This window comes from Bradyrhizobium centrolobii, assembly GCF_001641635.1.
GTDB classification, from domain to species: Bacteria; Pseudomonadota; Alphaproteobacteria; order Rhizobiales; family Xanthobacteraceae; genus Bradyrhizobium; species Bradyrhizobium centrolobii.
Genome location: NZ_LUUB01000018.1, coordinates 13103 through 39550, shown reverse-complemented (window position 1 = coordinate 39550; position 26448 = coordinate 13103). Strand labels below are relative to the sequence as shown.

Sequence of the window (26448 nt, the reverse complement as noted above, 5' to 3'; positions counted from 1 at the left end):
GGCCGTCAACGACGGCAGATGGCGCTCAGGCGCGCCACCGCGCATATCAGGCAGTGGGCACGCGGAGCAGCCGGTGACGGCGGGCTCCGCAGCTACTTGAAGTGCGGCGGTTCGTCGTAACCGTGGCGACTGCTGAAGAACAGCAGGACCATCAAGCCGATGCCGACGAGCACCGAGAACCCTGCGCCCAGCGCGAGCGCCACATAGCCCTCCGTCGGGATCGGCTCTCCATCGATCGTCATTGCGGACCAGGCGAAGTAGCCAACCGCCGCCAGCATTCCCAGAAGGAGGATGACGAGGAGCGTACGCATGCCGCGTTCTCCGGTTGTATCCGGGGCACCAACGGTTGTGGATGGGGACGGTTCCTGGGTTCCGGCCGCTGATTCACCCGAAATACCCTGCAAGGCCCCGGCGCGAGGACGCTGCGCCTGCGTGGTCAGGCGCTCTGCGCGGTCTTCACCACCACGACATTGGTGTCGTCGTGCGGAGCAGGGCCAGCGTCGCGGACGGCCTTCTCGACCTCGGGGGCGTGGCGCTTCAGGTAGTCGCGGCGCATGGCGATCTCGTCGCGGACGAATTCATAGCCGAGCTTGAATGTGTCGAGCCCGTCGGTACTGATTGTGCCGTCTCTGAGGCCGATGACCGCGCCGCGCAGAATGCTCTCGAGCTCGTCCTGGAGACATTCGAGCTGGTCAAGGGAATGAGCGTGCTCGATGCGCTCGCCGATGTCGAGGATCGCGGTGGACAGCTCGCTGGCCTTCTCCGGCGCGATCCTGGTGATCTTGGCGTAGATCGCGGCGAAGATCGAGCCGATGACGCTCAGCGCGGCGGCGCCCAGATACATCATGTCGCTGTACTTATCCATGAACGACTTGGTGTCGTCGTTGATGTAGTCGGCGGCCCCCTGATGCGCCATCACGAAGGCGTCCTTCTCCGTGGAGGCCGGCTCGATTCTTGTGGCAAAGCCGTTGTCGAGACCGAGCGCGGACTTGTTCTCGTAGACGATGCGCGCGAGGTCGCCGGCCGTGGTCGCCGACATCCTGGACTGCGCGACCAGGAGCCACTCGAGCCCGATCGTGTCGAGGTCATCGTCGGGAATTTCCGGCGAGGCCGACAGCGTGCCGGCGGTCAGCGTTTCGTCGGAAATGCCGGGGAATTTGCGTGCCAGCGCCTTGGCTTCGTCGATCGCATTCAGTGTGAAGCCGCCGCGTCTGGCGACCTGCCCATAGGCCTTGTCCCGCACCGCTTTGGACGCATGGACGATGGCGATCACTGCGCTAAAGCCGCTGGACGGCGCAAACAGCTTGTCGAGCGTTGCGCCCTGCGGCGCCATCTGGGTCTTCGCGGCGTCCGGACCTTCGGGGATGTCGAGGATGCTGCGGACGAAGGCGAGCGAGGAATCGTTTTCGGCGACAACGGCAACCTTCTTCTTCTTCAGCTCGGCGAGCGACTTGATCTTCTTGTTGCCGGGGCCGAGCAGGAGCACGAGATCGTGCTCAAGGATCGCCAGCGTGCGCGCTCGCGGCGGAACCTTGGCATCGGTGCGCAGAATGGCGAGATCGGCCTGCCTGCGGTCGAACCGTGTGAGCGCCTTGGCATTGTCAGGGTTGTTGACGATCTTGATCCGGAAGCGCGAGGCGTTGTTCTTCAGAAGTGCGGCGAGCTTGGCCGCGAACAGTGCTTCGTCACTGTTGGGGGCGCCGACGGCAAAGGTCAGCGTCTCTGAATTGTGCAACATGGCGCGGCCGACCCAGACGGTGGCAAGCGACAGGAGCAAGGTCAGCACGACGTACAGAAAAACCTGCTGCTGATTGGTCTTGATCACCTTGGGGCGCCGAGGCGGCGGCGCGGTCGGTGACGTCGGGCCGTCAGTACCCATGGCAGCACTCCGGCCCTATGCTGGACGGCGGGCGGCGGCAGATTTTCCGGCTGCGCTTGCCCTGAAATTCGTACACGCCTGAAAAAGAACGCTATTCTCTACTTCAGGATGATAGCGTTCCAGCGCGGGAAAGCAAATTTCGAGCCGAGGGTAACCTTACCTGGCACCTCCGCGGCGATTGGTCATCCCTATCGCCGTTGGGCCACAGTTGGTGATTTTTCGAGTTCCCCCCGGATGCATTCCGTCGGGAGATGTCATAAAAGATCGATCCCGGCGATTTGGCCAGGTCCAAGAAGAAGTTGCGCTGAACGCTCCATTTTCTGCTTTTCAGATCAACGAGGCGTCAGCTTTGTCGTTTCCACCCATGTCATCGGCGGTTCCGGTTGAAGCGCTCATTGGCTGGATGTTGCTGCTCACCTTCAAGCACATCATCGCCGATTTCGTGCTGCAAACCGCCTGGATGGCGCACGGCAAGGACCAGAAGCATGGCTGGGGCCTGCCGCTGCTGGTGCACTGCCTGATCCACCTTGCGGTTGCGCTGCCGCTGATCCTGATCGTGGCGCCACGATTCTGGTTCGTGGCCCTGATCGATTTCATGATCCACATTACGGTCGACCGGGCCAAGGGGCTCGCCTCGGCCTATCTCGGCGTCAACCAGGAGCACCCCTGGTTCTGGACGGTGATCGGAGTTGACCAGGCGCTGCACCATCTCACCGGCTTCGGCCTCTCCATCTTCATGGCCGCTAACTAGGCGGCCGCGCCTGGGCGCAGGGCGATCGCGGTATGAGCACTCACAAGAGGTCGTAAGAGGTCGTCATGCCCGGGCTTGTCCCGGGCATCCACGTCCTGCGTGCCCCACGGCTAGGCGTGGATGGCCGGGACACAGGCGAGCGGCAGCGGCGCCGTCCTTCGGACGGCTATGCCCGGCCATGACCCCGTGGAAAGCCTTGGCGCCCAAACTCTCGGGTCCAGACGCGCTTGCCCCTTCCGGACCGCACTGATTCGCGGCAGGGGCGCAAGGACCCCGGATGACTACCGGTCAGTGTGGTTAACCTTTCATTAGAGAATTGCGCGGCATCTTCCGCACACGAGGGAGAACTGCAATGTTTTCAAGCCGCGACACCTTTGAAAGCGATTTCTGCCCGGTCCGCGACGAGCTACTTGGCGAGATGTATCGCGCCAATGAAAGCGGCCTGCCGAAGCTGGTTGAGAGTGTTTCCCCTGACGTCCGCGCCAGGCTGGCGCTGTTCTGCTATCGCCGCAGCCACCTGCATTCGCTGGCGGTCGCGATCGCGGCGAGCTGCAGCGAGCGCGACCTGATCGAGAACGGTGGCCGCGTCGGCTCGACGCTCTACGCGCTGTCGCGCCAGGGCTCGGCCAAATCGGCGCCGTCCCTGTCCGGCGGCCGCAAGCCGATCACGCTGTCGACCAGGCCGCTCTCGGTGCTTGCACCGCTCGAGGATGAGCTCGACGACGAGATCAGCGAAGCCGTTCCGGCCTGAAGCGCGTTTTATCGCGCTTCAGCTCTTTGTCGGCGCATGATCTTGGCGGAAAACCGCTGCACACTTTTCCGGATCATGCGCTAGCTACCTCGATCGCCGGCAGCCCGAATTTTCGCCGCGCCATCGCGCATTCGGCGTCGCCCGGCATGCAGGTGCGGCACACCTCTGGCCGCGCCGCATAGATGCCGCAGGAAGTCGCCTTTCCGATCTCACCCTGCAAGGCCGAGCAGCGATCGCCGTCGCAGCGCATGCCGGATTGCCGATCGTTGACGAGCTGTTCCGGAATCAGCGCAAGCTCCTCGTCACTCTCGATCGAGAAGCGCGGCCAGTTCGCCGAATAGGCACAGCAGGCGCCGCAAGCCTGGCACGAGCTCGACGGGTCGATGGGGGGCGTCTCATCCATCGCCATCACGTATCCTTCGGCGGACCCCAGACCAGGCTCTGCCGCCATTTTGCGCGCAGCACGTCACGCCGCTCCGGATATTTCTCGTCTAGATAGGTCGCTTCCACGACGCGGTCGGTGCGGAAGCTGCGGAAGTCGCTGCGCAGCTCACACCAGGCCGCGAGCAGGCGGACCGCTTCGAGATAGCCGACCGCGATCGGCCAGATCATGCGCTCGCTGGGGCGGCCCTGCTCGTCGCGATAGCGCAGCATGATCTTCTTGCCTTCATGGATCTGGGTGCGCGTGCGCACCATGTCCATGCGGTCGGGCTCCCTGTTCCAGCTCGGCCGTGCGCGGCTCGCCGGCTCCAGCACGAAGGGGCGCAGACGCTCGGGCACGGTGTCGGCGATCTTGGCCATCAGATCTTCGGCCGCGCGTGCCAGTGCCGCGTCGGCATGGCCCGCGACCCATTGCGCGCCGAGCACGGCGGCCTCGATCTCGTCCGGCGTCAGCATCAGCGGCGGAAGGTCGAATCCCTTCTCCAGGATGTAGCCCATGCCGGCCTCGCCGCGGATCGGCACGCGCTGGCCGATCAGCGTCGCGATGTCGCGATAGACGGTGCGCTTGGAGGTCTCCAGTTCGGCCGCGATCGCATCCGCCGTCAGCGGTTTGCGGCTGCGCCTCAACACCTGGATGATCTGAAACAGCCGGTCGGCGCGTCTCATGACAATTCTCTTCGAGAGATCCTGGTCGCAGCCCGCTCAAAATCCGGCGCGCGGATGCTGACAGGATGTTGGCAGCAGGGGAGTTCTATACCGGGACAACGCTTCGACTGAAGAGGATTTGTCCATGATCATTCCTACCCAATTCGGCACGGCCGGTCCGCTCTGGCGGGTGCAGGCTTCGCTGCACGCCTGGGCGTTCGGCCGCCTCGTGACGCTCGATCTCATGTTCGTCGACCTCCGCCTTGCGTTCGCGAGCCTCGTGGCGCGTTCGCTGCTCCAACTCGCAGACGCGCTGGTCCACCACGTCATGGCCCGCGCCTGGCGGGGGGCCCGTTTCACGCAGGATATCACGGCTGCTGCCACCATGGTGGCAGCAGCCGGACGATAGGTTCCACCGTAACTTTTGAGGATCAGGAGCGCAGACATGATCACCCTTTACGGCTTCGGCGTCGGATTCGGCCTGCCGGAAATCAGCCCCTTCGTCACCAAGACCGAGGTGCAGCTCAAGATGGCGGAACTGCCCTATCGGAAGGAGCGGGCGATGCCGCCCGCTTCGCCCAAGGGGCAATTGCCCTTCATCGACGATGACGGCGAGGCGGTGGCCGATTCCACCTTCATCCGCGCCCATATCGAACGCCGCTACGGTTTCGACTTCGACGCCGGCCTCAGCCTGCAGCAGCGCGCGCAGGCCTGGGCGTTCGAGCGGATGATTGAGCATCACGTCTACTGGGCACTGGTCGGCGCGCGCTGGGTCGATCCCGCCAATTTCGCCAAGGGGCCCGCACATTTCTTCGACGGCGCGCCGGAGCACAATCGCGAGAAGCTGCGCGAGGACGCGCAGTTCCGCGTCGCCGAGAACTATCTGCTCTCCGGCCTCGGCCGCCACGCGCCCGATGACGATATCGATCTCGCCGTGCGCTCGCTGTTTGCGCTCTCGGTGCAACTCGGCGACAAGTCCTATCTGATGGGCGAGAAGCCATGCGGTGTCGATGCGACCGCCTTCGGTGCGCTCGCCGGAATCCTCACGCCGTTCTTCGAATCCAAGCTGCGCGGGCGCGCCGAGGAATTTCCGAACCTCACTGCCTATGTCGACCGGATGATGGATCAGTACTATCCGGAGTTCGCCTGGACGAAGCTGCGGCAGGCGGCATAGCGTTCGGCGTGTCCGCAGGCTCGGTGCAACCTCTCCCGCTTGCGGGGGAGGTCGGCGCGAAGCGCCGGGTGGGGGCTCTCTCCTCACGGGGAGTGTCCATTGCGGAAGCACCCCCACCCCAGCCCTGCCCCGCAAGCGGGAGAGGGGGCGCGCCGGCATCGCGGTTGCAGTTCGAACTCAAGGATAGGTGCGAAAAGAAAGAGCCGGCCCATGGGGCCGGCTCTGATCTTCTCGAAGCTGACGCCGTGCTTACTTCACCAGCGTATACTTGCCGTTCTTCACCGTGAGCAGGATGCGCGAGCGCTCATCGAGGCCGTAGCGATCCTTTTCGGTGAAGTTGTAGACGCCCTGACTGGCCGCCAGTTCCTTCTCCGACAGCAAGGCCTGGCGGATTGCCTCACGAAACTCGGGCGTGCCGGGCTTTGCCGTCTTCAGCGCGACCGGAATGATGCGCTTCAGGAGTTCGAAGGCATCATAGGAGTGGCCGGCGAACTGGCTGCGGCTGTTCGGGCCGTACTTCGCCTCATAGGCGGTGTTGAGGGCGAGGCCCGGCTTCTTGGTCTGCGCCTCGTCGGGCTGGTCCTCCGGGTCCATCACAGGGCCCGAGGCCATCAGCACGCCTTCCGCCGCCTTGCCGGCAATACGGATGAAGTCCATGCTGGCCGCACCATGGGTCTGGTAGATCAGGCCCTGATAGCCCCGCTCGCGCAGCTCGGTCTGCGGCAAGGCGGCCGCGGTGCCGGAGGCGCCGACCAGGATGGCGTCGGGATTGGCGGCGACGAGCTTCAGCACCTGTCCGGTCACCGACGTGTCGGGACGCGCGAAGCGCTCCTCGTCGACGATGGTCACGCCCATCGGCACAGCCTGCGCCTTCAGGTCGTTGAACCAGAGGTCGCCATACGAATCGGAATAGCCGATATAGCCGACGGTCTTCACACCCTTGGACTTCATGTGGTCGTAAAGCACCTTGCCCACGATCGGGATCGGCTGCGGCATCGCCACCGACCACTTCATGCGCTCCGGCGTGATCGGAAACGGCGCAAGGCCGAAATGCGGAATACCGGCTTCATTGGCGACGTTGGAGACCGCGATCGTCGGCGGCGTCAGGGCCGAGCCCATGATGACGTCGGCCTTGGATTCCGTGACGAAGCGCCGCGCGTTGGTGGTGGCCGTGGTCGGGTCGCCGCCGTCGTCGAGCACGATGACCTTCAGCGGCACGCCGCCGATCTCCTTCGGCACGAATTCCAGCGCGTTGCGCTCGGGAATGCCGAGGGCTGCGCCCGGGCCGGTCGTGGTGGTGGTGATGCCGATGGTGATTTCATTAGTCTGGGCCAGCGCGGGCAGCGCCGGTAGCGCGAGCGCCGCTGCGGTAATCGCAGCAGTCAGGTAAAAGCGTTTCATCAATTCCTCCCTTTACGTGTTTCTCTGAAAGCAGAAATCGGGGGCTGATTCAGCCCCGTCTTTGGATGGTGCGGCGATTTAGCTCCCGATGAATTTCGTCACCATTTCCGGCGGAAACGGCGCCGATTTCAGCTTGTCGGGATCGTTCGGGTCGCGGCCGACCAGGACGCGGGTCTCGAAAGCCTCGATGGCGAGATCCTCGCCCTTGTAGATATTGTGCTTCACCTCGAAGCTCGAGCGCTTGATGCTCTCGATCCGGGTTTCGATGGTGATCCAATCGCCATGGGTCGAGGGGATGTAGAATTTCGCCCGCGTGTCGACCATGGGAATGCCGACCAGGCCGTATTTGTGGACCAGGTCCTGTTTCGAGAAGCCGGCCTTCTCGAACAGGATCGAGGTCGAATCGTCGAACATGCCGAAATAGCGCGGGTAATAGACGATGTTGGCGGGATCACAATCGCCCCACTGGATCTGTACGTCGCGCCGGTTCACGAACATGCGATTTGTATCCGCTAGTGTCGTTTCTCACCTCTCCCGGCGGGAGAGGTCGAATTGCGAAGCAATTCGGGTGAGGGGATATGGTCCCTCGATAGAGCTGAACCCCTCACCCGGCGCTCCGCGCCGACCTCTCCCAAAGGGAGAGGTAAGGTCGAAATCGCTGCGGCAATCCCGATCATCAGCTTACTTCGGCGCCATGCGCAGCGAGCCGTCGAGCCGCACCACCTCGCCGTTGAGATAGGCGTTTTCGACCATGTGCAGCGCGAGCGCCGCGAACTCGTCCGCATTGCCGAGCCGGCGCGGGAAGGGGATCGCGGCTGCGAGCGAATCCTGGGCTTCCTGCGGCAGGTTGGCGAGCAAGGGCGTCAGGAACAGGCCGGGCGCGATGGTCAGCACGCGCACGCCGAACTGCGCGAGCTCGCGCGCGATCGGCAGCGTCATGCCGACGATGCCGCCCTTGGAGGCCGAATAGGCCGACTGGCCGATCTGGCCGTCATAGGCCGCGACGGACGCCGTGTTGATGATGACGCCGCGCTCGCCGGTTGCCTGCGGCTCGAGCTTGGACATCTCGGTTGCGGCGAGGCGCAGCATGTTGAAGGTGCCGATCAGGTTGACCTTGATCACCTTGTCGAAATCAGCGAGGGCCATCGGCCCGTCGCGGCCGACGACGCGCTTTGCCACGCCGATGCCGGCGCAGTTCACGAGCACGCGGGCCGGACCATGGGCCTTGGCGGCCTGTGCGATCGCAGCTTCGGCGGACGCGGCGTCGGAGACGTCGCAGGCCACGGCCACGCCCTTGATCTCGGCGGCGACGGTTTCGGCAAGCTTGGCATTGAGGTCGCAGACCGCGACCTTGGCGCCCTGCGCCGCCAGTTTTCGCGCGGTGGCAGCGCCAAGCCCTGATGCGCCGCCGGTGACGATGGCTGCCTGATCCTTCAACAACATGGCGTTCTCCTTTGGCGAGGTCCTTAGATTGGGATGAGCTTAGCTCAAAGCGCCGGTGCGCTCCCTCTCCCCGTTCTTACGGGGAGAGGCGAAGAAGGCGCCGGCTGGTCCAAATCGAAATTCATACATTCTACCCGACCGATATCACACGGTCCGATGGATTGGCAGCATAGAGCTCCTCGATCAGGAGGCTGCGATGTTCGAGCACCGCGCGCTGGTTGATCGAACCCTTGTCGGTGACTTCGCCTTTGTCGATCGACAGCGGCGCGTCCAGCAGGATCGCGCGCGTGATCCGTGTCGAGGAGCCGGTGGCGGTGCCGAGGAAGCGGGTCAGGCGCTCGCGAAAGGCGTCGCGGACCAGGCGGTCGCGCGCGGTCACGGCGAGATCGTCGGCCGGCAGCGTCGGATTGACCAGCCGGCAGCCGTCGAGGTCGAGCACCACGAGCGCGGAGATCTCGTCGCGGTTGATTCCGGCGATGACGACGTCGCGCACCAGCGGCGCGCAGGCCGCTATGAGGCGGGCGCGCAGCGGTCCGACGCTGACCCAGGTACCACTTGCGAGCTTGAAATCCTCGCTGACGCGGCCGTCGAAATCGAAGCCGGCGTTGAGATCCTCGGGGTCGGCGGGCTTCAGCGCATCGCCGAGCTTATAAAATCCTTCCTCATCGAAGGATTTCGCAGTCACGTCGGGCTGGCGCCAGTAGCCGGGCATCACGTTCGGCCCCTTGCAGCGGACTTCCAGCTTGCCGTTGTTCGGCACGAGCTTGGCATCATTGCCCGAGACAGGCAGGCCGACATGACCCGAGCGGCTGGTGCGCGGATTGACCGACATGAAGAACGGTGCGGTCTCGGTCGCCCCCAAGCCCGTCAGCATCGGCACGCGATAGCCCTTCTCCTTCACCGCGAGCTCGTCGAGGCTGTTCCAGACGAAGGGCGACAGTGCCGCGCCCGAGAAGAACATCGCGTGCAGCCGGTCGAAGAATTTTGCGCGCAGGCCCTGGTCGTCGCGCAAGTAAGGCAGCAGCGACTCATAGCCTTTGGGCACGTTGAAATAGACCGTCGGCGAAATCTCCTGAAGATTGCGTACGGTCTCCTCGATGCCGCCCGGCATCGGCTTGCCGGCGTCGAGATACATCGAGCCGCCGTTGTAGAGCGTCAGTCCGATATTGTGGTTACCGCCAAAGGTGTGATTCCAGGGCAGCCAGTCGATGATGACCGGCGGCTCGTCCTTGAGGAAGGCGAGCGTCTCGCGCAGCATCACCTGATTGGCGCAGATCATGCGCTGGGTGTTGATGACGGCCTTGGGATTGCCGGTCGAGCCGGAGGTCAGCAGGAATTTTGCGATGGTGTCGGGGCCGATGTTCCCGTGCACCTCGTGGACGTCGCCGCGGATCGGCGTCGCCATCAGGTCGGCGAGCAGCGTGACGTCGCGGCCCGGCACGCTGCCGTAGGACGCGGCGATCTCGGTGCCGGGCGAGACGTTGGCAGCAAGCGCATCCGCGAACTTGTCGGCGTCCTCGGCGAAGACGAGGCCGGGCGTCAACAGCTTCATCAGATAGGACAGCTTGCCGTAGTCTTTCGACACCAGCGAGTAGGCCGGCGACACCGGACAGAACGGAATGCCGGCATAGAACGCGCCGAACGCGAGCAGCGCATGGTCGATCGAATTGCCGGAGAGGATCACGACCGGCTTGTCCGCCGACAGGCCGCGCTGGATCAGCGCGGAGGCGATGTGCCGGCTGGCGGTGAGCAACTCGGCGTAGGTGATCTTGCGCCAGCCGCGTCCGCCTTCGCGCTCCGCCATGAAGATGCGGTCCGGTGTGGTCCTGGCCCAGTGATGCAGGCGGTCGGTGATGCGGACGGGATAGTCGCCGAGCGGCTGCTTGGGTCTGAGGTAAATCGTGCCGTCCTCGCGCCGCTCGATGGTAACGGCGGGATCGCCGAACGAGATCGGCCGCAGCGGAGAAGTGCTCGCGCCGCGCTCCGTGGTGGAAGAGGACGGCTGCGCGCTCATGATTTCGGCTTCACCTTGGCGGTCTTGTGCTCGAGGAATTCGCGGATCCTGCGTTTTGCCTCTTTGTCGCTCTGCGCGACTGTCGCCATCAGCGATTCCATCAGGAGCCCGGTCTGCGGATTGGCTTCCGCAATCATCGGCAGCGCCTGGAGCACGGCAAAATTCGTGAGCGGCGCGTTGGAGGCGATGCGGATGGCAAGCTCCAGCGCCTTGCCGAGCCCATTGCCGGCCTCCGTCACATATTGCGCGAAGCCGTAGGAGGCGCCCTCGGTTGCGGAATAGACGCGGCCGGTGAGCATCATGTCCATCATCCGCGCCACGCCAATCAACCGCGGCAGCCGCACCGATCCGCCGCCGCCGACGAAGATGCCGCGCTGGCCCTCCGGCAGCGCGAAATAGGTCGAGGGCTCGGCGACGCGGATATGGGCCGCACAGGCAAGCTCCAGCCCGCCGCCGATCACGGCGCCTTTGAGCGCGGCGATGACCGGCACGCGGCTGTACTGGATGCGGTCGAACACCCGGTGCCACATCTGCGAGTGCAGCAGGCCGCCGGTGGCGTCGTGGTCGGTCAACTCGGAAAGGTCGAGACCGGAGGAGAAATGGTCGCCGATGCCGTGGATCACCACGGCGCCGATATCCTCGGGCAGCGTCGCGAAGCAGTCGCCGATTTCCAGGATGATGCCGTCGTTCAGCGCATTGCGCTTGGCCGGCCGGTTCAGACCTATGGTCAAAACCCTGTCCGCCCGCTCGATCTTGAGCAGCCCGGCGGCTCCCGCGTCAGCGGTCTCGGCGTTTCCCTTTGTCATTTGCGTCCTTGTCAGAATAGTTATGTTGTATAACGAATTTCGGGGGAGTCAACAAGGAAGGGATTCGCCGCCCATGGGGGCTGGGCGAACTCGTCCGGATCCCTCCCAAGGGGACAACAGTCGCGCCTGTTGTGCCACCGCCGCAGCTAGCCCATCGCCACTCCGTCGCCCGTCGCTCCGTGCTCGCGTTGGTCGAGCCACAACGTGCCGAGCGCGAACGCCAGCCAGCCGAAATCGTAGGCAAAGCCCATGATCAGAACGATCCAGCCGGGGAGCGGTCCGACCGCTGCGCGATTGACAAATTCCGCCAAGCTGGCTGCGGGCGTCGGATGGATTGCAATCTTGCCGTAATAGGCGACCGCCTGGATGACGAGAATCCCGGCGTAATTGCGACGCAGCCGCCGCCCTGCGGCGCGGACGAATGAAATGTGATGGCGGGGCGCGGTGTAGTCGCGTGCGAGAATTGCCTGCCAGCTGTCGTCGTGCGCCTCGCCAGTGAACATCGGCGCATAGAAATTCTTCTCCAGCCAGCGGGCTCGGGCACGCCAGACGTTGAAATAGCGATAGCGCCGCGCCTCCATCGCGAGGAACACGGCGATCAGCAGTCCGACGAGGACGAGCGGCAGGGGCGACGCCTCCGGGCTCGAAAAGGTCGTCGACAGCGCGATGCCCATCGTGACGATTGACCAATTGGTGGTGTTGTCGAGCCGCGTTCGCCAGATCGTCGAGCGATAGACTTCGCCCCGGTAAAGATGGGCGATGGCGCCCATTTCGGCAGTATCAAAGCTGTGATGCGGGCTTGAGTCGCTGGAAGCCATAAGGGACATGGTGGCACTCCCGTGGTCTGCACAATCTTGCGCACGCCCTATCCTGAACCAGCTTAGCCCCGGGGCAAAGGCAGATTGAGCTTCGACCTTCAAATGACTTCAGACATGCCTGCCGCGTTCGCGCGGCCGGATTAGCCGGAGCTTTCATCCGAGGCCGCCCCCCGCTCAGAGGGCGCAGGGACGGCCGGGCCCCGGCTGCTGCCCGCGGCCCCCCCGAGGCAGGAGCCTCACATCACCTGATGCACGTCGATCACCACGCGGTCCGCATGCCGCGCGGCGGAGGCGACGAAGATGTGCTGCATCAGCCAGCGATAGTTCTCATGCCCCGTCTCGAATTTCGGCACGGTGCGGAAGTAGATCAGCTTGGGATCGACCGGCTCGCCGCGCCTGAGCTTCTGCAAGAGCTCGACCGCACCGAACCGCATGCCCTTGTTCTCGACATAGACGGTGGCGCCGTCGTCGGTCTCGAAGGCGTATCTGGCTTCGAGGTCGATCAGCTCGTTGGGACGAATGGTCTGAAAGTCGGCCCCGTACGGCAGCACCTTGCCGGTGACCGCGCCCTTCACTTCGCCGCCGATGATCGGGATGATGCGACGAACGCCGATGCCGGTCTCGCCGGCGGTGATGACGTCACCGATGCGCGCGGTGATGGTGAAGACGTATTTGGATTCGAGGATGGGCGGCATGGGTCACTCCGACCTGTATTGCAAAGTCGCCGGCTTCTTCGCCTCTCCCCGCTTGCAGGGAGAGGCCGAAATTCAAGCGCAGCTTGAATTTCGGGTGAGGGGGAGCTTCCGCGAGTCCAGCTGTCACCGTCCCCGCGGAGGCTCCCCCTCACCCCAACCCTCTCCCCGCAAGCGGGGCGAGGGGGCTCACCGCCGTCGCGGCGAAAGCCCACAATCAAAGTATCAATCGTCAATGCGCCATCATGCGCGTCGGCAGCCACGTCGCCAGCAGCGGGAACGCGATCAGGATCACCAGCCGCACCAGGTCGGTCGCGACGAACGGGATCACGCCCTTGAAGATGGTCGAGAATGAAACATCCTTCACCACGCTCTTGATGACGAAGACGTTCATGCCGACCGGCGGGTGGATCAGGCCGAGCTCGACGGTCATGACGATGATGACGCCGAACCAGATCGGGTCGAAGCCGAGATGCGTGATCACGGGGAAGATGATCGGCACGGTGAGGATGATCATCGCCATGGCGTCCATCAGGCAGCCGAGCACGAGATACATCACCATGATCAGCGCCAGCACGCCGTAGGAGCCGAGGCCGAGCCCGGTCAGGAACTCGGTGACCTTCTGCGGCGTCTGCGTCACCGTGAGGAAATAGCCGAAGATCAGCGCGCCGATCAGCACGGTGAATACCGCGGCCGCGGTGCGGGTCGCCTGGAGCAGTGAGGCCAAAATCTTCTCGCGGTCGAGCCGTCCGGTGAGCACGCCGATGATGAAGGCGCCGGTGGCGCCGACGCCGCCGGCTTCCGTCGGCGTGAAGCGCGGCAGGAAGGGCAGGCCGTAGAGGCCGCCGATGACGAACACGAACAGCAGGACCGGCGCCCAGATGTCCTTCAGGCCGGCAAAGCGCTCGCGCCACGGCAGCACCTTGCCCTTGGGCAGGAAATCGGGCCGGAAGTAGCCGATCAGGCCGATCGTGATCATGTACATGGTCATCGCGAGCAGGCCGGGGATGATGCCGGCGATGAACAGCTTGCCGATGTCCTGCTCGGTGATGATGCCGTAGACCGCGAGCACGGTGGATGGCGGCAGCATCGCGCCGAGCGTTCCGCCCGCGGCGATCACGCCGGTGGCGAAGGATTGCGGATAGCCGAAGCGGCGCATCTCGGGATAAGCGACGGCGGAGAAGGTCGCGGCGGTCGCAACGGATGAGCCGCAGATCGCGGCGAAGCCGCCGCAGGCGCCCACCGTCGCAATGCCGAGACCGCCGCGCAAATGGCCGACAAAACCGTTGGCGGCGCGGAACAGCTCGCGGCTCATGCCGGAATTGCTGACGAAGGAGCCCATCAGCAGGAACATCGGGATGACGCCAAACGTATAGTCGGTGACGGTGCGCATCGAGGTCTGGCCGACCAGCTTCAGCGCCGGCGTGGCGCCGACGAGATAGGAGAAGCCGGACACGCCGACGAGGCCCATGGCCATGCCGACGGGCACGCGCAGCAGCATCAGGGCGAACAGGGAAACGAAGCCGATTACGGCGACGGCATCGGTGCTCATGGTTACTCCGTCGCCTTCAGCTTGGGATCGTGCATCTCTTCGGGGTGGAAGATCAGCCGGTAGGTGCGAATCGCGATCAGCAGCACGGCGGAGATGTCGCCGATCCAGGCGATGGCGAAGAACGGCCAGGTCGGCATGTGCATGTCGAACGTCTGGACGTTGTCGTTGTAGGTGCCGCGCACCTTGTCGAACAGCGTCCAGGTCTGCACGCTGACGACGAACAGCAGCACCAGCGTTGCGAATACGTCGATCCAGCGCTGATAGCGCGGTCCGACATTGGCCCAGACCAGGTCCACCGTGATGTGGGTGCCGCGATAGGAGGTCGCGGCGATGCCCCAGAAGATCAGGATGCCGAGCAGCATGCGCCCAATGTCGAAGCTGTCGGGGATCGAATAGTTCAGCATGTTGCGGAGCAGCACCGACAGGAAGATGTCGAGCGCGACGATGCCGACGAAGCCGGCCGCGATCCATTCGATCGTGTCGATAAAGCGATCCATCCAGGCGCGCTTCATGGGTGTGTCCCGTCGTGAGCTGTCATTGGTTTTATCTCGGTCCTGCCGCGCATTTTACCTCGCCCCGCTTGCGGGGAGAGGTCGGAATTCGCGCGTGAGCGCGGATTCCGGGTGAGGGGGACTCTCCGCGAGTCCAACTGTCACCATCCTTACGGAGGCTGCTCCTCACCCCAACCCTCTCCCCGTACGAACGGGGAGAAGGGGGGAAGGAGAGCTCCCCGCAACGTCGCGCCGCTACTCCGCCAGCGCGTTGTACTTCTTCAGCGACGCCTTGAGGTCGGCCATCGCGGCATCCGGATCGGCGCCGGTCTTCTTCACGCCGTCGCCCCAGGTCTTGACCAGCGGCTCGGCGGCCTTCTTCCAGGCGGCGGTTTGCTCCGGCGTCAGCTTGTAGACTTCGTGGCCTTCTTCCGCCTTCACCTTGTCGACGCCGGCGTCCTCGAACTTGCCCCAGTGCTCGCCGACCACGCCCGCCATCTCGGTCGTGCAGTTCTTGTCGATCGCCGCCTTCTGCTTGTCGGACATCGCGTTGTACTTGTCCTTGTTTATCACGAACACGAAGGTCGTGACGTAGAGCGGCGCGTCCATGTGGTACTTCGTCACCTTATCGATGCCGAACAGCACCAGCGAGCCCCAGGGGAAGGTGACGCCGTCGGCGACGCCGCGCTCGATGATGTCGCGCACTTCAGGCGCAGAGGACTGCACATTGGTGCCGCCGAGCGAAGTGACGAAATTCGCCATGGTGGCGTGCGCCGGGCGGATCTTCAGGCCCTTCACGTCCTCCGGCGTCACGATCTTCTTGGTGCGGGAGTGGAAGGAGGAAGGCGAGTGGACGAAGGCGAGGCAGTATTTGACGTCCTTCATCTCCTTCTCGGCATATTTGCGGTACCAGGCGTCGAGCCCCATCGAGCCGCCCTTGGCCTCCGAGATCAGGAACGGCAGCTCGCCGGCGCCGATGATCGGGAAGCGGCCGGGCTGGTAGCCCGGGTTGACATAGGTGACGTCGGCGATGCCGTCGCGCGCCATGTCGTAATGATCGAACGCCTTGCCGAGCTGCTGCGCCGGGAACACCTTGCCCTTGATGGTGCCGCCGGAGTCCTTCTCCACCGCGGCCGCCCAGTCTTCCAGCGATTTCTGCAGCGGATGCGAGGCCGGCACCCAGTGCGAGATCTTCAGATCGAAGCTCTTGTCCTGCGCGAACGCAGGCGTCACGCTTGCTGCCAGCAGCAGTGCCAGACAGGCTTTCCTCATCGGTACTCTCTCCCTCTCTTGACCGCGGGCTTCATCGGCCCGGTCTCGTTAGTTAACATGTTATCTAATTGGCCGGTTTGTTCAAGCCGGAACTGGCAATGCTGCCTGCGTCCATCTACGTCAGCGTTGTTGCATGGATTTGTCGCGCTGCGGCGACGAGCGCTCCCTTTTGCCCAACCGTTATATGTTATAATTATCGCGCGCGGACCAGCACGACAAGCGAGCCGCGACGCACCCTACTGGATCGGAAGGAGCAAGTATTGCGGACAAAAGTCGCAATCATCGGGGCAGGGCCGGCCGGATTGTTGCTCGGGCAACTTCTGCACACCTACGGCATCGACAATGTCATCCTGGAGCGGCAGAGCGCCGACTATGTGCTTGGGCGCATCCGCGCCGGCCTGCTCGAGGAGGGCACCGTCGCGCTGCTCGACGAGGTCGGGGCCGGGGCGCGGGCCCATGCCGAAGGGCTGCTGCATGAGGGCATCGAGCTCGCCTTTTCCGGCCGCCGTCACCGCATCGACATGAAGGGTGCGACCGGCAAGACGGTCATGATCTACGGCCAGACCGAGGTCACGCTCGACCTGATGAATGCGCGGCAAGCGGCCGGCCTCACCACGATCTACGAGGCCAGGGACGTCCAGCCGCATGATTTCGACGGCAGTCACCCGCGCGTGACTTACGTCAAGGACGGTGTCGCCCACGAGCTCACCTGCGATTTCATCGCCGGCTGCGACGGCTTCCACGGCGTCAGCCGCGCCAGCGTTCCGACTTCGGCGATCGAGGAGTTCGAGCGCGTCTATCCGTTCGGCTGGCTCGGCATTCTGTCCGACACGCCGCCGGTCAGCCACGAGCTGATCTATTCCAATCATGCCCGCGGCTTTGCGCTCTGCACAATGCGCTCGACCAAACGCAGCCGCTACTATGTGCAATGTGCGCTCGACGACCACGTCGACCAGTGGCCGGACGATCACTTCTGGGACGAGCTGAAGCGCAGGCTCGATCAGGAGGCGGCCGACAGCCTCGTCACCGGACCGTCGATCGAGAAGAGTATCGCGCCCCTGCGCAGCTTCGTCGCTGAGCCAATGCGGTTCGGTAAGATGTTTTTGTGCGGCGACGCCGCCCACATCGTGCCGCCGACCGGCGCCAAGGGGCTGAACCTCGCCGCCAGCGACGCGCATTACCTTGCGACCGCCCTGCGCGAATTCTACGACGAGAAATCGAGCGCCGGGATCGACGCTTATTCGACCACGGCCCTGGCGCGGGTCTGGAAGGCGGTGCGCTTCTCCTGGTGGATGACCTCGATGCTGCACAAATTCCCCGACACCGGCTCGATCGGCGCGCGCATCCAGCTCGCCGAGCTCGACTATGTCACGCAGTCAAAGGCCGCGATGACATCGCTGTCGGAGAATTATGTGGGGTTGCCGTTCTGACGCAGGGCATGCGCCCGTTATCGGGCTTTGCCTCAGCGCTGATTCCTCTCGTGTCCCGGACGCGCTGCAACGCCCCATAGCGCGTCGAAGACGCGCGTAAACGCGCTTATGGCGTTGCGGCGCAGAGCCGGGCCCCATGCCGCACGATTGCTATCTGTGAGATGGGCCCCGGCTCTGCTGCGCACCGCCGAAGAGGCGCTGCGCCGCGTCCGGGGCACGAGAGCAGCCTAGCCTGCTCTCACCCCTTCGGCGGGGCGAGCGGCTGCACGATCTCCCTAAACGGCGCCAGCGCCTCGCAGCGCTCGGCATGCGCCGCAAGTGCCGGATAGCGCGACGCATCGAACAGCGAGGGGTGGGCTTCGCGGGTGAAGCGGATGACACAGGCCACCGCGACGTCGGCGTGACCGATGCGATCCCCCAGCCAATAGGGCGTCGTCACCTTTGCGCGCTCGGCGTCCAGCACGCCGAGGACGTCGGCGATCTGTGTCGTGCAGCGTTCGACCCACAGCGCAAGCTGCTGGTCCTTTCGCAGCACGCGCTCGTAGAGCAGGCTCACCGCCTTGTCTCCGAGGCCGGTGGCGAGCGCGCAGATGCGCAGGTGCCGTCGGCGCTCCGCGCCCGCGCGCGGCAGCATAGCCTTCTCGCTTCCGACGAGATCGTCGAGATAATCGAGGATGATCGTGCTCTCGATCAGCGCCTCGCCATCATCGAGCACCAGCGTCGGCACGCGGCGCAGCGGATTGTAAGTCGCGACCTTGTCGGCATCACCGAAGGTCGACCACGGCCTGTGCTCGAAGGCAATGCCATAGAGCTTCAGCGCAATCGCGACGCGGCGGACGAAGGGGGAATCATATTGGCCGATCAGGAACATGGTTCTCGCTCTTCTCACTCGTGAATAAGGCAGGGCCGACCAGTTTCCACGGAAAGATCGGCTCCGCGCAAGGAGGATCTTCGAAATGGTGCGTTGCGCCGGGAGCAACGACATTCCCGACAGCATCGCGCGCTGGGCGCTCAGTCCGTCGGTCAGAGGCCGTCCTGGATCGCCCGTTTGACGGCGGCAATTGCGGTCTCGTTGCGTCGGTACATCGTCCACTGCCTGATCCGCTTGGCGCGGACCAGCTTTGCAGCCGTCAGCACCCGCATGTGCTCGCTGACGGTCGGCGCACTGACTCCGAGCTTCTCGGCGATCAGCAGCCCGCAGACGCCGTCCTCGACCAGGTCGCCATCGGCCTGCTCACGAAAATGCTTCCGCGGATCCCGCAGCCATTCGAGAATCTGCAGGCGACGCTCGTTGGATAGCGCACGCAGCGTGATGCCAATCTTCATTTAGTCATTTTGCTAATTATCTAATTACTGTCAACTCCGGGATGCGCTATCAAGGGCGACATCATGACAGCGACAATGGACATCACCCGGGAGCGGATTTCGGCGACCGAGGCCGTCATTCGCCCACACATCCGGCGCACGCCGCTCATTCAGGCTGATCTTTCCGATTTCGGTCTGCCGGCCGCGCCCATCACGTTCGAGCTCGAGATGCTGCAGCATTCCGGATCGTTCAAGGCGCGAGGCGCCTTTGCCAACCTCCTGCTGCGGCAAATCCCTGACGTGGGCGTGGTCGCCGCATCAGGCGGGAATCACGGCGCTGCGGTAGCTTATGCGGCGCGGCGGGTCGGCGTCCCCGCCACGATCTTCGTGCCGGATATCACCTCGCCGGCCAAGGCCGAACGGATCAGGAATTATGGCGCGAAACTCGTGGTCGCGGCAGCCGCTATGCCGACGCGCTCGCCGCGAGCGAAGCGCATGTCGCGCAGACCGGAGCAACGGCGGTCCATGCCTACGACCAGGCCGAAACGCTGATAGGCCAGGGCAGTGTCGGGCTGGAGCTGGAGCAGGAGGCCCCTCACATCGATACGCTGCTGGTGGCGGTCGGCGGCGGCGGACTGATCGGCGGCATTGCCGCATGGTATGCCGGACGGACGCGCATTGTTGCGATCGAGCCGGAGCAATCGCCGACCCTGCACGCCGCGATCGCGGCGGGNGGGCGCACCGGTCGACGCGCAAGCCGGCGGCATCGCCGCCGACAGCCTTGCGCCGCGACGCGTCGGTGAATTGATGTTCCCGATCGCGCGGGCCTACGTCGAGCGGGTCATCCTGGTCAGCGATGATGCGATCCGACAGGCACAGGCGGCTCTGTGGTCCAGCCTGCGTCTCGTGGCCGAACCCGGCGGCGCCGCCGCATTTGCCGCTCTGCTGTCCGGACGCTATCGTCCTTCTCCCGGCGAGCGCGTCGCGGTCCTGGTTTGCGGCGCCAACACCACGGCGGTGAACTTCGACAATTGATTGGGAATTTGCATGAAGGGGAATCGCGCTCTCACTGCGGCGATCTTCCCGTTGGGTACGTCGGAATAGCCGTTCGGGAGGATCATTCGTGTCGTCCCCTCTTGCTCACCGCGGCGTCAGCGTGATCGCCTCGGCGGTCGCGGCTTCGACCGCGGCGCGGCTATAGAGCAGCGGCACATATTGCCCTGTCGCCCAGAGCGGCGCGAGGTCGCGATAATGGCCGCTGAAGGGATCGCCCGACTGGCCCGGCGTGTTGATGGTGCGGCTCGCATCCCAATTGCCGACATCGAGCACCATGCGGAACGAGGCGCCGGAGATGAGCTGGTAGTCGGCGCGGCGGTAGGTGGCGGCGCGCGGCACGTTGGCAGCGCCACCGAACGCGAGCGGGCCGACCGACAGCTGCGCTGCCGTGGCCTTGTCGGCAAGCGGCATCAGCGCATGGTCGAACTTTGCGAGGTGCAGCCGGCCCCAGCGCCAGGTGGATGAGTCGGGGCCGAGCTTGCTTGCGACATCGGCGACCGCCGCGCCCAGGCTGTCGCGCAGGACCTGATCGCGCGCAGCGGCGGGATCGGAGCCGAGCGCGGCATCCGGAGACTCGAGATAGGCGACGATCGCCGAAATGCTGGACGCCTCGGGCGCGATCAGATCGGCGGCCTTGGGGGTCGTGGTCTTCAGCAGCACCGGTCCGAGATGATTGGCGACCCAGACCTCGAACACTGCGGCTGCAGCGCTGTCGGCGGCATCGCGCGCATCCCATGGCTTGAGCAGGTCGAGCCCCTTCTTGACGTTGGCATCGTCGGAGGACAGCGGCTGCAACAGCTTGACGAGCCGCCGCGCGAGCATGGCGGTATCATCGTTCTGCAAATCCATGGCATCCGCCAGCGTCACCTTGCTGTTGGCCCCGAGCACCTCGACGATGCGCTGCCAGCGCGCGCTGTCGGCCCATTCGAAGCCGACCTTGCGCTCGCCGACGGGATAATCGGCCGGCAGGTTCATCTGGTTGGCCGTGGCGAGAAAGCCCTGCTTCGGCTGATAGGCCTTCGGCAGATCGTCGAGCGACAGAAAACCCTGCCACTCATAGCGGCCGTCGCCGGGCACCGGCATCAATCCGTCATAGTTGACGCGGCGCGGCGTCTTGCCGGCGGCGACCCACCCGATATTGCCCCTCGTGTCGGCATAGACCTGGTTCTCCGACGGCGCGCCCCAGCGCCGCATCGCGGCGAGGAAACCGTTCCAGTCCTTCGCGGTCATGTAGTCGGACGAGCCGAAATAGGCCGAGGTGCCGGGCTCGAACCAGATCGAGCGCACGGCGAAGGCGCGCTTGCTCGCTTCGTCGACGAAGATGACGGGACCGTGCCGGGTGAATTTCAGCTCGAGGTCGCGATCGGCTTCGCCCTTGACCGGCTCTTTCTCGTGGAGGACGCGCATGTCCTCCCAGCCGGCGCCGTAGCGGTACTGGTTGGGATTCTGCGGATTGAGCTCGTAGACGTATAGGTCTTCCTGGTCGACATTGAAGATGGTGAGGCCGAAGGCGATGGTGCCGTTGTGGCCGATCGAGATGCCGGGCAGCGCCGGCTCGCCGGCACCGATCACGGACAGGCCGGGCGCGTTGAGCCCAACGATATAGCGCAGCGACGGCACGCTGTGCTCGCGATGCGGATCGTTGGCGAGGATCGGGCGTCCCGTCGCGGTACGCGCCGGCGCAATCACCCAATTGTTGGAGCCGATCCTGTCACGCTGCTGGTCGGCCTCGGTGAGAAACTTGTCGGGATCGTGCGCGAGCGCCGCGTGACGATCCTTTGGCTGCGCGAAGGCCACGGGGCGCGTCGCGAGATCATAAGCTGCGAGCACCGCCTTCGGCACGCTACAGGGTTCGAGGCCGTCGGGGACCTTCGTCGTCCACGCCGGCTCGAGCTTGACGCGAAACCGATCTGCCTCCAGGCCCGCCGCGCAGGCGACCAGCGAGCGCTTGACCTCGGAGGCGACGTTGCGCGTCAGCCCATGGCTGCGGATGCGAACGACGTCCTCCGCGGCCCAGGGATCGGGCATGGTGCCGGCGATCCTGAACTCGATCGGCAGCGGGCGCTTGCCCGCGCGGACATCGGCCACATAGGCATTGATGCCGGCGACGAATGCTTCCGCATAGGTCTTCGCCTTGGGGCCGTACGCCGCCCACTCCGCATTCATGTCGCCGCGGTAGAGGAACAGCCGCAGTGCCTTGTCCTGCTCGGCATAGGCCGGGCCGAAGTCCTTGGCGAGCAGGCCGAGCCCGCGCTTGCGCCAGAGATCGATCTGCCAGAGCCGGTCGCGCGCGGCGTTGAATCCTTGCAGGAAGAACACGTCGTGCTCGTTGCCGGCATAGATGTGCGGAATGCCCCAGACATCGACCAGGATCTGGGCGGGCGCCTTGAGGCCGGCAACATCAGTCTTGACCTGGCGTGCGCTTTCGAGCGGGTTTTCCTTTTCGCGCGCTATGGCGGTTGAAGTCAGCAGTGCGGCGCAGATCGCCGCGCCACAAAGCCTCGAGATGACCCGGTTGAGATCCGTGTTCATTGTCGTTCCTCCCGTTGTTGTTATTTTCGGCGCGCGCTGCGCACCGCCGTCATTCCCCCTCGTCACTCGCCAGCACGCCCTTCACCGCGCGTGCCCAGCCCGCGAGCTTCCGTTCGCGCGTGGCCTGGCTCATGTTGGGCTTGAAGCGGCGCTCCAATCGCCAGTTGTCGGCGAACTTGGTCGGCTCGGGATAGACGCCGGCGGCAAGGCCGGCGAGATAGGCGGCGCCGAGCGCCGTGGTCTCCTGGATCACGGGGCGGTCGACCGGTGCGTCGAGAAGATCGGCGAGGCGTTGCATGGTCCAGTCGGATGCGGTCATGCCGCCGTCGACGCGCAGCACGACGCTTGCGGTCTCCGAGCTTGGCCAGTCGGCGCGCATCGCGGCCCAGAGGTCGAAGGTCTGGTAGCAGACGCTCTCGAGTGCGGCATGCGCGAGCTCGGCCGGGCCGGTGTTGCGGGTGAGGCCGAAAAGCGCGCCGCGCACGCGCGGATTCCAGTAAGGCGCGCCCATGCCGACGAAGGCCGGCACGAGGTAGACGCTCTGCATGGAATCGGACTGGTCGGCGAGCGGCCCGGTCTCGGCCGCATGCTTGATGATGCCGAGGCCGTCGCGCAGCCATTGCACGGCGCTGCCTGCGACGAAGATTGAGCCTTCGAGCGCGTAGGTGCGCTTGCCATCGAGCTGATAGGCGATGGTGGTGAGCAGCTTGTTCTTGGAGACGACCGGCGTGGTGCCGGTGTTGAGCAGGGCGAAGCAGCCGGTGCCGTAGGTCGACTTCATCATGCCCGGGCGGAAGCAGGCTTGCCCGATGGTCGCGGCCTGCTGATCGCCGGCGATGCCGGAGATCGCGATCGGGCTGCCGAACAAGTCGGGCGTGCTCTCGCCGAAGCGGGCGGAGGAGTCCTTGACTTCCGGGAGCATCGCGCGCGGCACGCCGATGATCTCCAGGAGCTCGTCATCCCATTCGCCGGTGTGGATGTTGAAGAGCAGCGTGCGCGAGGCGTTGGTGGCGTCCGTTGCATGCACCTTGCCGCCGGTCAGCCGCCAGAGCAGGTAGCAGTCGACCGTGCCGAACATCAGCTCGCCGCGCGCGGCGCGGGCGCGGGCGCCTGGAACGTTGTCGAGGATCCAGGCGACCTTCGTGCCAGAGAAATAGGGATCGATGATCAGACCGGTCTTTTGCGAGATTTTTGGCTCGTGGCCTTCGGCCTTGAGCCTGGAGCAGATGTCCGCGGTGCGGCGGTCCTGCCAGACGATGGCACGGTGCACGGCTTGTCCCGTGGCGCGGTCCCACACAACCGTGGTCTCGCGCTGGTTGGTGATGCCGATCGCGGCGATGTCCTTTGCCGTGATGCCCGCCTTCTCGATCGCATCGCGGCAGACCATCACGGTCGAGGTCCAGATGTCCTCCGGCTCGTGCTCGACCCAGCCCGAGGCCGGAAAGTGCTGCGGAAACTCCTGCTGCGCCGTCGCCGCGATGGAAATATCGCCGCGAAACACGATCGCGCGCGAGGAGGTGGTGCCCTGGTCGATGGCGAGGACGAAAGACATGGAGCTGTCCTTTGGGCTTTCCCTGGTGCGGGAGGTTTTTGTGTCGCGCCCAAGAAAGGGGATTGGGCGGGGAAGGTCAATATCCCCGGCGGTCTGTCCTGGCGAAAACCCGGGACGACAAGTGCGAGCCTGATCACGGCACTAGGACCGTGTCGACGGAAATGCTACATGCCAGCGGCAAAACGGGGCGGCATGACGTTCACTTCTCCAGAGTTCGGTGTTTACGTCGCGATCGTGTTTGTCGCGTATTATCTGCCGCTGTTCCGAAACTTGCAGGTCCAGCTCCTCGTGCTGGCGAGCGTGTTCTTCTACGGTTTTGGCCAGCCGGGCCTGTTGCCGCTGCTGCTCGTCGCGGTGCTGGGCACCTATGCCTTCCTGGTGCTGGCCTTCGACAATCGCGCGGTATGGATGCCTGCAGGCATTACATTCAATCTCGCGCTGCTCGCGTTCTTCAAATACAAGTTTCTGTTCATCGATGCCGCCGCGCTCCATCCGACCGGCGTGGCGCCGCTTGATTTCATGCTGCGCCTGCCGCTGCCGATCGGCATCTCATTCTTCGTGTTCCACAACATCAGCCTCCTGGTCGACCTGACGCGGGAGAAGCAGCGACCGCCGCTGAGGGACGTCTTTCTCTACATCATCTTCTTTCCGCAGCTCGTCTCGGGACCGATCACGCGCGCCGGTCAGTTCATGCCGCAGATCGTGCCCAAGCGGATCGCCGACGTCGCCTTCGTGGAAGCGGCCAAATGGATCCTGGCCGGTTACTTCTTCAAGCTGTACGTCGCCAACAATCTCAACGAGATGACGTCCTATATGGACTTCCCGCTGTATGAGACGCTGCGCACGCAGGATCGCTGGCTTCTGGTGTTCCTCTACGGCTACCAGATCTACGCCGACTTCTTCGGCTATTCGGCGATCGCGCTCGGCCTTGGGCTGTTGTTCGGCTATCGTCTGCCGGTCAACTTCGATCTGCCTTACATTTCGACATCGTTCTCCGAGTTCTGGACGCGCTGGCACATCTCGCTGTCGAACTGGCTCAGGACCTACCTCTATATTCCGCTCGGCGGCAACCGGCGCGGTCCAGCGAGAACCTATCTGAATCTGATGATCGTGATGACGCTCGGCGGGCTCTGGCACGGCGCGAGCCTGAGCTACGCGCTCTGGGGCATGCTGCACGGTGTCTTTCTTGTCATCGAGCGGCCTTTCCTCAAGCGGCTCGACGCGGCCGGACCGACGATCCGGATCCTGCGCATGGGCGTCGTATTCTTATGCGTGACGATGCTGTGGATCTTCTTCAAGCTGCCGAATTTCGATCATGCGCTCGCCTATCTGCAGGGGATGTTCATGCCGACGAGCAATCCCAATCCGACAAAATTGTTCTACAATCTCGCGCTGCTCTACAGCCTTCCGGTGATCGTCCAGCATCTCGGCATCGGCGGGCTCGTCGACGGCAAATGGCGGCGATGGCAGCCCTATCTCTATGGCGCGCTCGCGGCGCTTGCCTATCTTGAGGCAGGCCCTGATGCGGCGTTCATCTATTTTCAGTTCTGACCATGCGGCAATCTTCGGCGCTATCATGGCTGGTCAGATGCGCGGGGGGCGCGGCGGCTCTGCTGCTCGCATGTCAGGTCGCGACGGCGTGGATCGGCGCGGCCCTGCAACAGCCCGCGGTAACGACCCGCGACGGCAGCCTCATCACGCTCAATCGCTATGTCCAGGAGGCGGTGCCTGATGTTGCGCTGGTCGGCAGCTCGGTCGCCTGGCGCCTGAAGGAGGAGTATTTTACGCGCCCGCGCGTGCGTAATCTTGCGTTGGCGGGCGGCTCTCCGCTGACCGGCCTTGAGATCATCGCGAAGCAACCGCGCCTGCCGAAGATCGTGCTGATCGAGACGAACGTGTTGTCGCGTCGTGTCGATGGCGCATTGGTCCAGAAATTCTCCGGTGGCGCGCGTGCGAGCGCCCTGTTTCTTCGCCCGGTGCGGACGGTGGTTGCCGCCTATGAGAACTGGAGCCATGCGCCGCCCAATCCCGCGCAGGTTCGCGCCGAGCTGGAGCAGGTGTTACGACAGCCGCCCGCGGAGTTCGACAACACGGTTTATGTCGACCGTGCGCTGGACCAAATGAATGCGGAGGATCCAACGCTGGCGACCCGCGATAACGTCGCCCGGATCAAGGAACTCATCGCAGACCTCGAACGGCGCGGCGCGCGGGTCCTGCTGATCGAGATCCCGTTCTCACCCGAAATCGAAGGTTCGCGCTTCGTAGCGATCACCAAAGACATCGTCCACACCGCGTTCCCGGACCCCGACCGCTGGCTGACGATTGAGCCGCCGCATGCCGATCTGCGCTGGGCCGACGGAGTGCATCTCGACGAGCGATCTGCCCTGATTGTGGTGCGCGCGATCGAGAAAGCCCTGGCCGAGCGCGGCAGCTCCTGATCGTG

Annotated in this window: 25 protein-coding genes and 2 pseudogenes; 9 read left to right on the top strand and 18 right to left on the bottom strand. The window is 64.5% G+C overall.

The window, feature by feature from the left end; translation table 11 throughout:
- Positions 1-92: 92 nt before the first annotated feature.
- Both AYJ54_RS02240 and AYJ54_RS02235 read right to left on the bottom strand, forming a co-directional pair.
- The gene (locus tag AYJ54_RS02240) at positions 93-311 is read right to left on the bottom strand and encodes a hypothetical protein (protein ID WP_063696242.1); all 219 of its coding nucleotides are present in this window, start codon (positions 309-311) and stop codon (positions 93-95) included.
- A 125-nt stretch (positions 312-436) separates the two neighbouring features.
- The gene (locus tag AYJ54_RS02235) at positions 437-1879 is read right to left on the bottom strand and encodes a TAXI family TRAP transporter solute-binding subunit (protein ID WP_063696241.1); all 1443 of its coding nucleotides are present in this window, start codon (positions 1877-1879) and stop codon (positions 437-439) included.
- A 403-nt stretch (positions 1880-2282) separates the two neighbouring features.
- Here AYJ54_RS02235 and AYJ54_RS02230 point away from each other — a divergent pair, with 403 nt between their 5' ends.
- Together AYJ54_RS02230 and AYJ54_RS51075 are read left to right on the top strand one after the other, a co-directional pair.
- Positions 2283-2630, top strand: coding sequence for a DUF3307 domain-containing protein (locus tag AYJ54_RS02230; RefSeq protein ID WP_063696308.1), 348 nt, complete (start codon positions 2283-2285; stop codon positions 2628-2630).
- Between the two features lie 352 nt (positions 2631-2982).
- Entirely contained in the window at positions 2983-3381 is a 399-nt protein-coding gene (locus AYJ54_RS51075) for a hypothetical protein (protein WP_063696240.1), read from the top strand.
- Positions 3382-3454: 73 nt separating this feature from the next.
- On the opposite strand, the gene AYJ54_RS02220 is transcribed toward AYJ54_RS51075, so the two are convergent.
- Positions 3455-3784, bottom strand: coding sequence for a YkgJ family cysteine cluster protein (locus AYJ54_RS02220; RefSeq protein ID WP_063696307.1), 330 nt, complete (start codon positions 3782-3784; stop codon positions 3455-3457).
- Positions 3785-3789: 5 nt separating this feature from the next.
- Positions 3790-4488, bottom strand: a complete 699-nt coding sequence (locus AYJ54_RS02215; protein WP_063696239.1) for a helix-turn-helix transcriptional regulator — start codon at positions 4486-4488, stop codon at positions 3790-3792.
- A gap of 124 nt (positions 4489-4612) precedes the next feature.
- Here AYJ54_RS02215 and AYJ54_RS02210 point away from each other — a divergent pair, with 124 nt between their 5' ends.
- Complete coding sequence (locus tag AYJ54_RS02210; protein ID WP_063696238.1) at positions 4613-4876, top strand: hypothetical protein; 264 nt, start codon at positions 4613-4615, stop codon at positions 4874-4876.
- Positions 4877-4912: 36 nt separating this feature from the next.
- Positions 4913-5641, top strand: a complete 729-nt coding sequence (locus AYJ54_RS02205) for a glutathione S-transferase family protein (protein ID WP_063696237.1) — start codon at positions 4913-4915, stop codon at positions 5639-5641.
- A 249-nt stretch (positions 5642-5890) separates the two neighbouring features.
- Here AYJ54_RS02205 and AYJ54_RS02200 read toward each other — a convergent pair whose 3' ends face one another.
- From AYJ54_RS02200 to AYJ54_RS02155, 10 genes are all read right to left on the bottom strand, one after another.
- A complete protein-coding gene (locus AYJ54_RS02200) occupies positions 5891-7042 on the bottom strand; it encodes an ABC transporter substrate-binding protein (RefSeq protein ID WP_063696236.1) in 1152 nt (383 codons plus the stop codon).
- Positions 7043-7120: 78 nt separating this feature from the next.
- Positions 7121-7540, bottom strand: coding sequence for an acyl-CoA thioesterase (locus AYJ54_RS02195; RefSeq protein ID WP_063696235.1), 420 nt, complete (start codon positions 7538-7540; stop codon positions 7121-7123).
- Between the two features lie 183 nt (positions 7541-7723).
- Entirely contained in the window at positions 7724-8485 is a 762-nt protein-coding gene (locus AYJ54_RS02190) for an SDR family NAD(P)-dependent oxidoreductase (RefSeq protein ID WP_063696234.1), read from the bottom strand.
- A gap of 130 nt (positions 8486-8615) precedes the next feature.
- A complete protein-coding gene (locus tag AYJ54_RS02185) occupies positions 8616-10499 on the bottom strand; it encodes a feruloyl-CoA synthase (protein ID WP_063696233.1) in 1884 nt (627 codons plus the stop codon).
- Positions 10496-11305, bottom strand: a complete 810-nt coding sequence (locus tag AYJ54_RS02180) for a crotonase/enoyl-CoA hydratase family protein (RefSeq protein WP_063696232.1) — start codon at positions 11303-11305, stop codon at positions 10496-10498. The genes AYJ54_RS02185 and AYJ54_RS02180 overlap by 4 nt, the downstream gene beginning before the upstream one ends.
- A 146-nt stretch (positions 11306-11451) precedes the next feature.
- Entirely contained in the window at positions 11452-12132 is a 681-nt protein-coding gene (locus AYJ54_RS02175; RefSeq protein ID WP_063696231.1) for a DUF2270 domain-containing protein, read from the bottom strand.
- A gap of 227 nt (positions 12133-12359) precedes the next feature.
- On the bottom strand, positions 12360-12818 hold the full coding sequence (locus AYJ54_RS02170; protein WP_063696230.1) for a DUF3237 domain-containing protein: 459 nt from the start codon (positions 12816-12818) through the stop codon (positions 12360-12362).
- A gap of 229 nt (positions 12819-13047) precedes the next feature.
- Positions 13048-14367 (bottom strand): TRAP transporter large permease, encoded by a 1320-nt coding sequence (locus tag AYJ54_RS02165; protein ID WP_063696229.1) that lies wholly within the window; start codon positions 14365-14367, stop codon positions 13048-13050.
- A 2-nt stretch (positions 14368-14369) separates the two neighbouring features.
- The gene (locus AYJ54_RS02160; RefSeq protein ID WP_063696228.1) at positions 14370-14879 is read right to left on the bottom strand and encodes a TRAP transporter small permease; all 510 of its coding nucleotides are present in this window, start codon (positions 14877-14879) and stop codon (positions 14370-14372) included.
- Between the two features lie 234 nt (positions 14880-15113).
- Positions 15114-16130 carry a TRAP transporter substrate-binding protein gene (locus AYJ54_RS02155; protein ID WP_063696227.1) on the bottom strand — a complete coding sequence of 339 codons (1017 nt, stop codon included), beginning with the start codon at positions 16128-16130 and terminating at the stop codon, positions 15114-15116.
- Positions 16131-16390: 260 nt separating this feature from the next.
- Here AYJ54_RS02155 and pobA point away from each other — a divergent pair, with 260 nt between their 5' ends.
- Positions 16391-17560, top strand: coding sequence for a 4-hydroxybenzoate 3-monooxygenase (gene pobA, locus AYJ54_RS02150; RefSeq protein WP_063696226.1), 1170 nt, complete (start codon positions 16391-16393; stop codon positions 17558-17560).
- Positions 17561-17798: 238 nt separating this feature from the next.
- On the opposite strand, the gene AYJ54_RS02145 is transcribed toward pobA, so the two are convergent.
- Together AYJ54_RS02145 and AYJ54_RS02140 are read right to left on the bottom strand one after the other, a co-directional pair.
- Positions 17799-18431 (bottom strand): glutathione S-transferase family protein, encoded by a 633-nt coding sequence (locus AYJ54_RS02145; protein ID WP_063696225.1) that lies wholly within the window; start codon positions 18429-18431, stop codon positions 17799-17801.
- A 152-nt stretch (positions 18432-18583) separates the two neighbouring features.
- Positions 18584-18886, bottom strand: a complete 303-nt coding sequence (locus AYJ54_RS02140) for an ArsR/SmtB family transcription factor (RefSeq protein WP_063696224.1) — start codon at positions 18884-18886, stop codon at positions 18584-18586.
- 147 nt (positions 18887-19033) lie between these two features.
- On the opposite strand from AYJ54_RS02140, the pseudogene AYJ54_RS53845 reads away from it, so the two are divergent.
- Positions 19034-19598: pseudogene (locus AYJ54_RS53845) on the top strand (pyridoxal-phosphate dependent enzyme); the annotation flags it as partial.
- A 1-nt stretch (position 19599) separates the two neighbouring features.
- Positions 19600-19900 (top strand): annotated as a pseudogene (locus tag AYJ54_RS51865) (pyridoxal-phosphate dependent enzyme); the annotation flags it as partial.
- A 105-nt stretch (positions 19901-20005) separates the two neighbouring features.
- Here AYJ54_RS51865 and AYJ54_RS02130 read toward each other — a convergent pair.
- Positions 20006-22453, bottom strand: a complete 2448-nt coding sequence (locus AYJ54_RS02130; protein ID WP_063696223.1) for a penicillin acylase family protein — start codon at positions 22451-22453, stop codon at positions 20006-20008.
- A 49-nt stretch (positions 22454-22502) separates the two neighbouring features.
- Positions 22503-24005 (bottom strand): glycerol kinase GlpK, encoded by a 1503-nt coding sequence (gene glpK / locus AYJ54_RS02125; RefSeq protein WP_063696222.1) that lies wholly within the window; start codon positions 24003-24005, stop codon positions 22503-22505.
- Positions 24006-24173: 168 nt separating this feature from the next.
- On the opposite strand from glpK, the gene AYJ54_RS02120 reads away from it, so the two are divergent.
- Together AYJ54_RS02120 and AYJ54_RS02115 are read left to right on the top strand one after the other, a co-directional pair.
- Entirely contained in the window at positions 24174-25556 is a 1383-nt protein-coding gene (locus tag AYJ54_RS02120; protein ID WP_082905434.1) for an MBOAT family O-acyltransferase, read from the top strand.
- A 260-nt stretch (positions 25557-25816) separates the two neighbouring features.
- Entirely contained in the window at positions 25817-26443 is a 627-nt protein-coding gene (locus AYJ54_RS02115; protein WP_136623377.1) for a hypothetical protein, read from the top strand.
- Positions 26444-26448 lie beyond the last annotated feature (5 nt).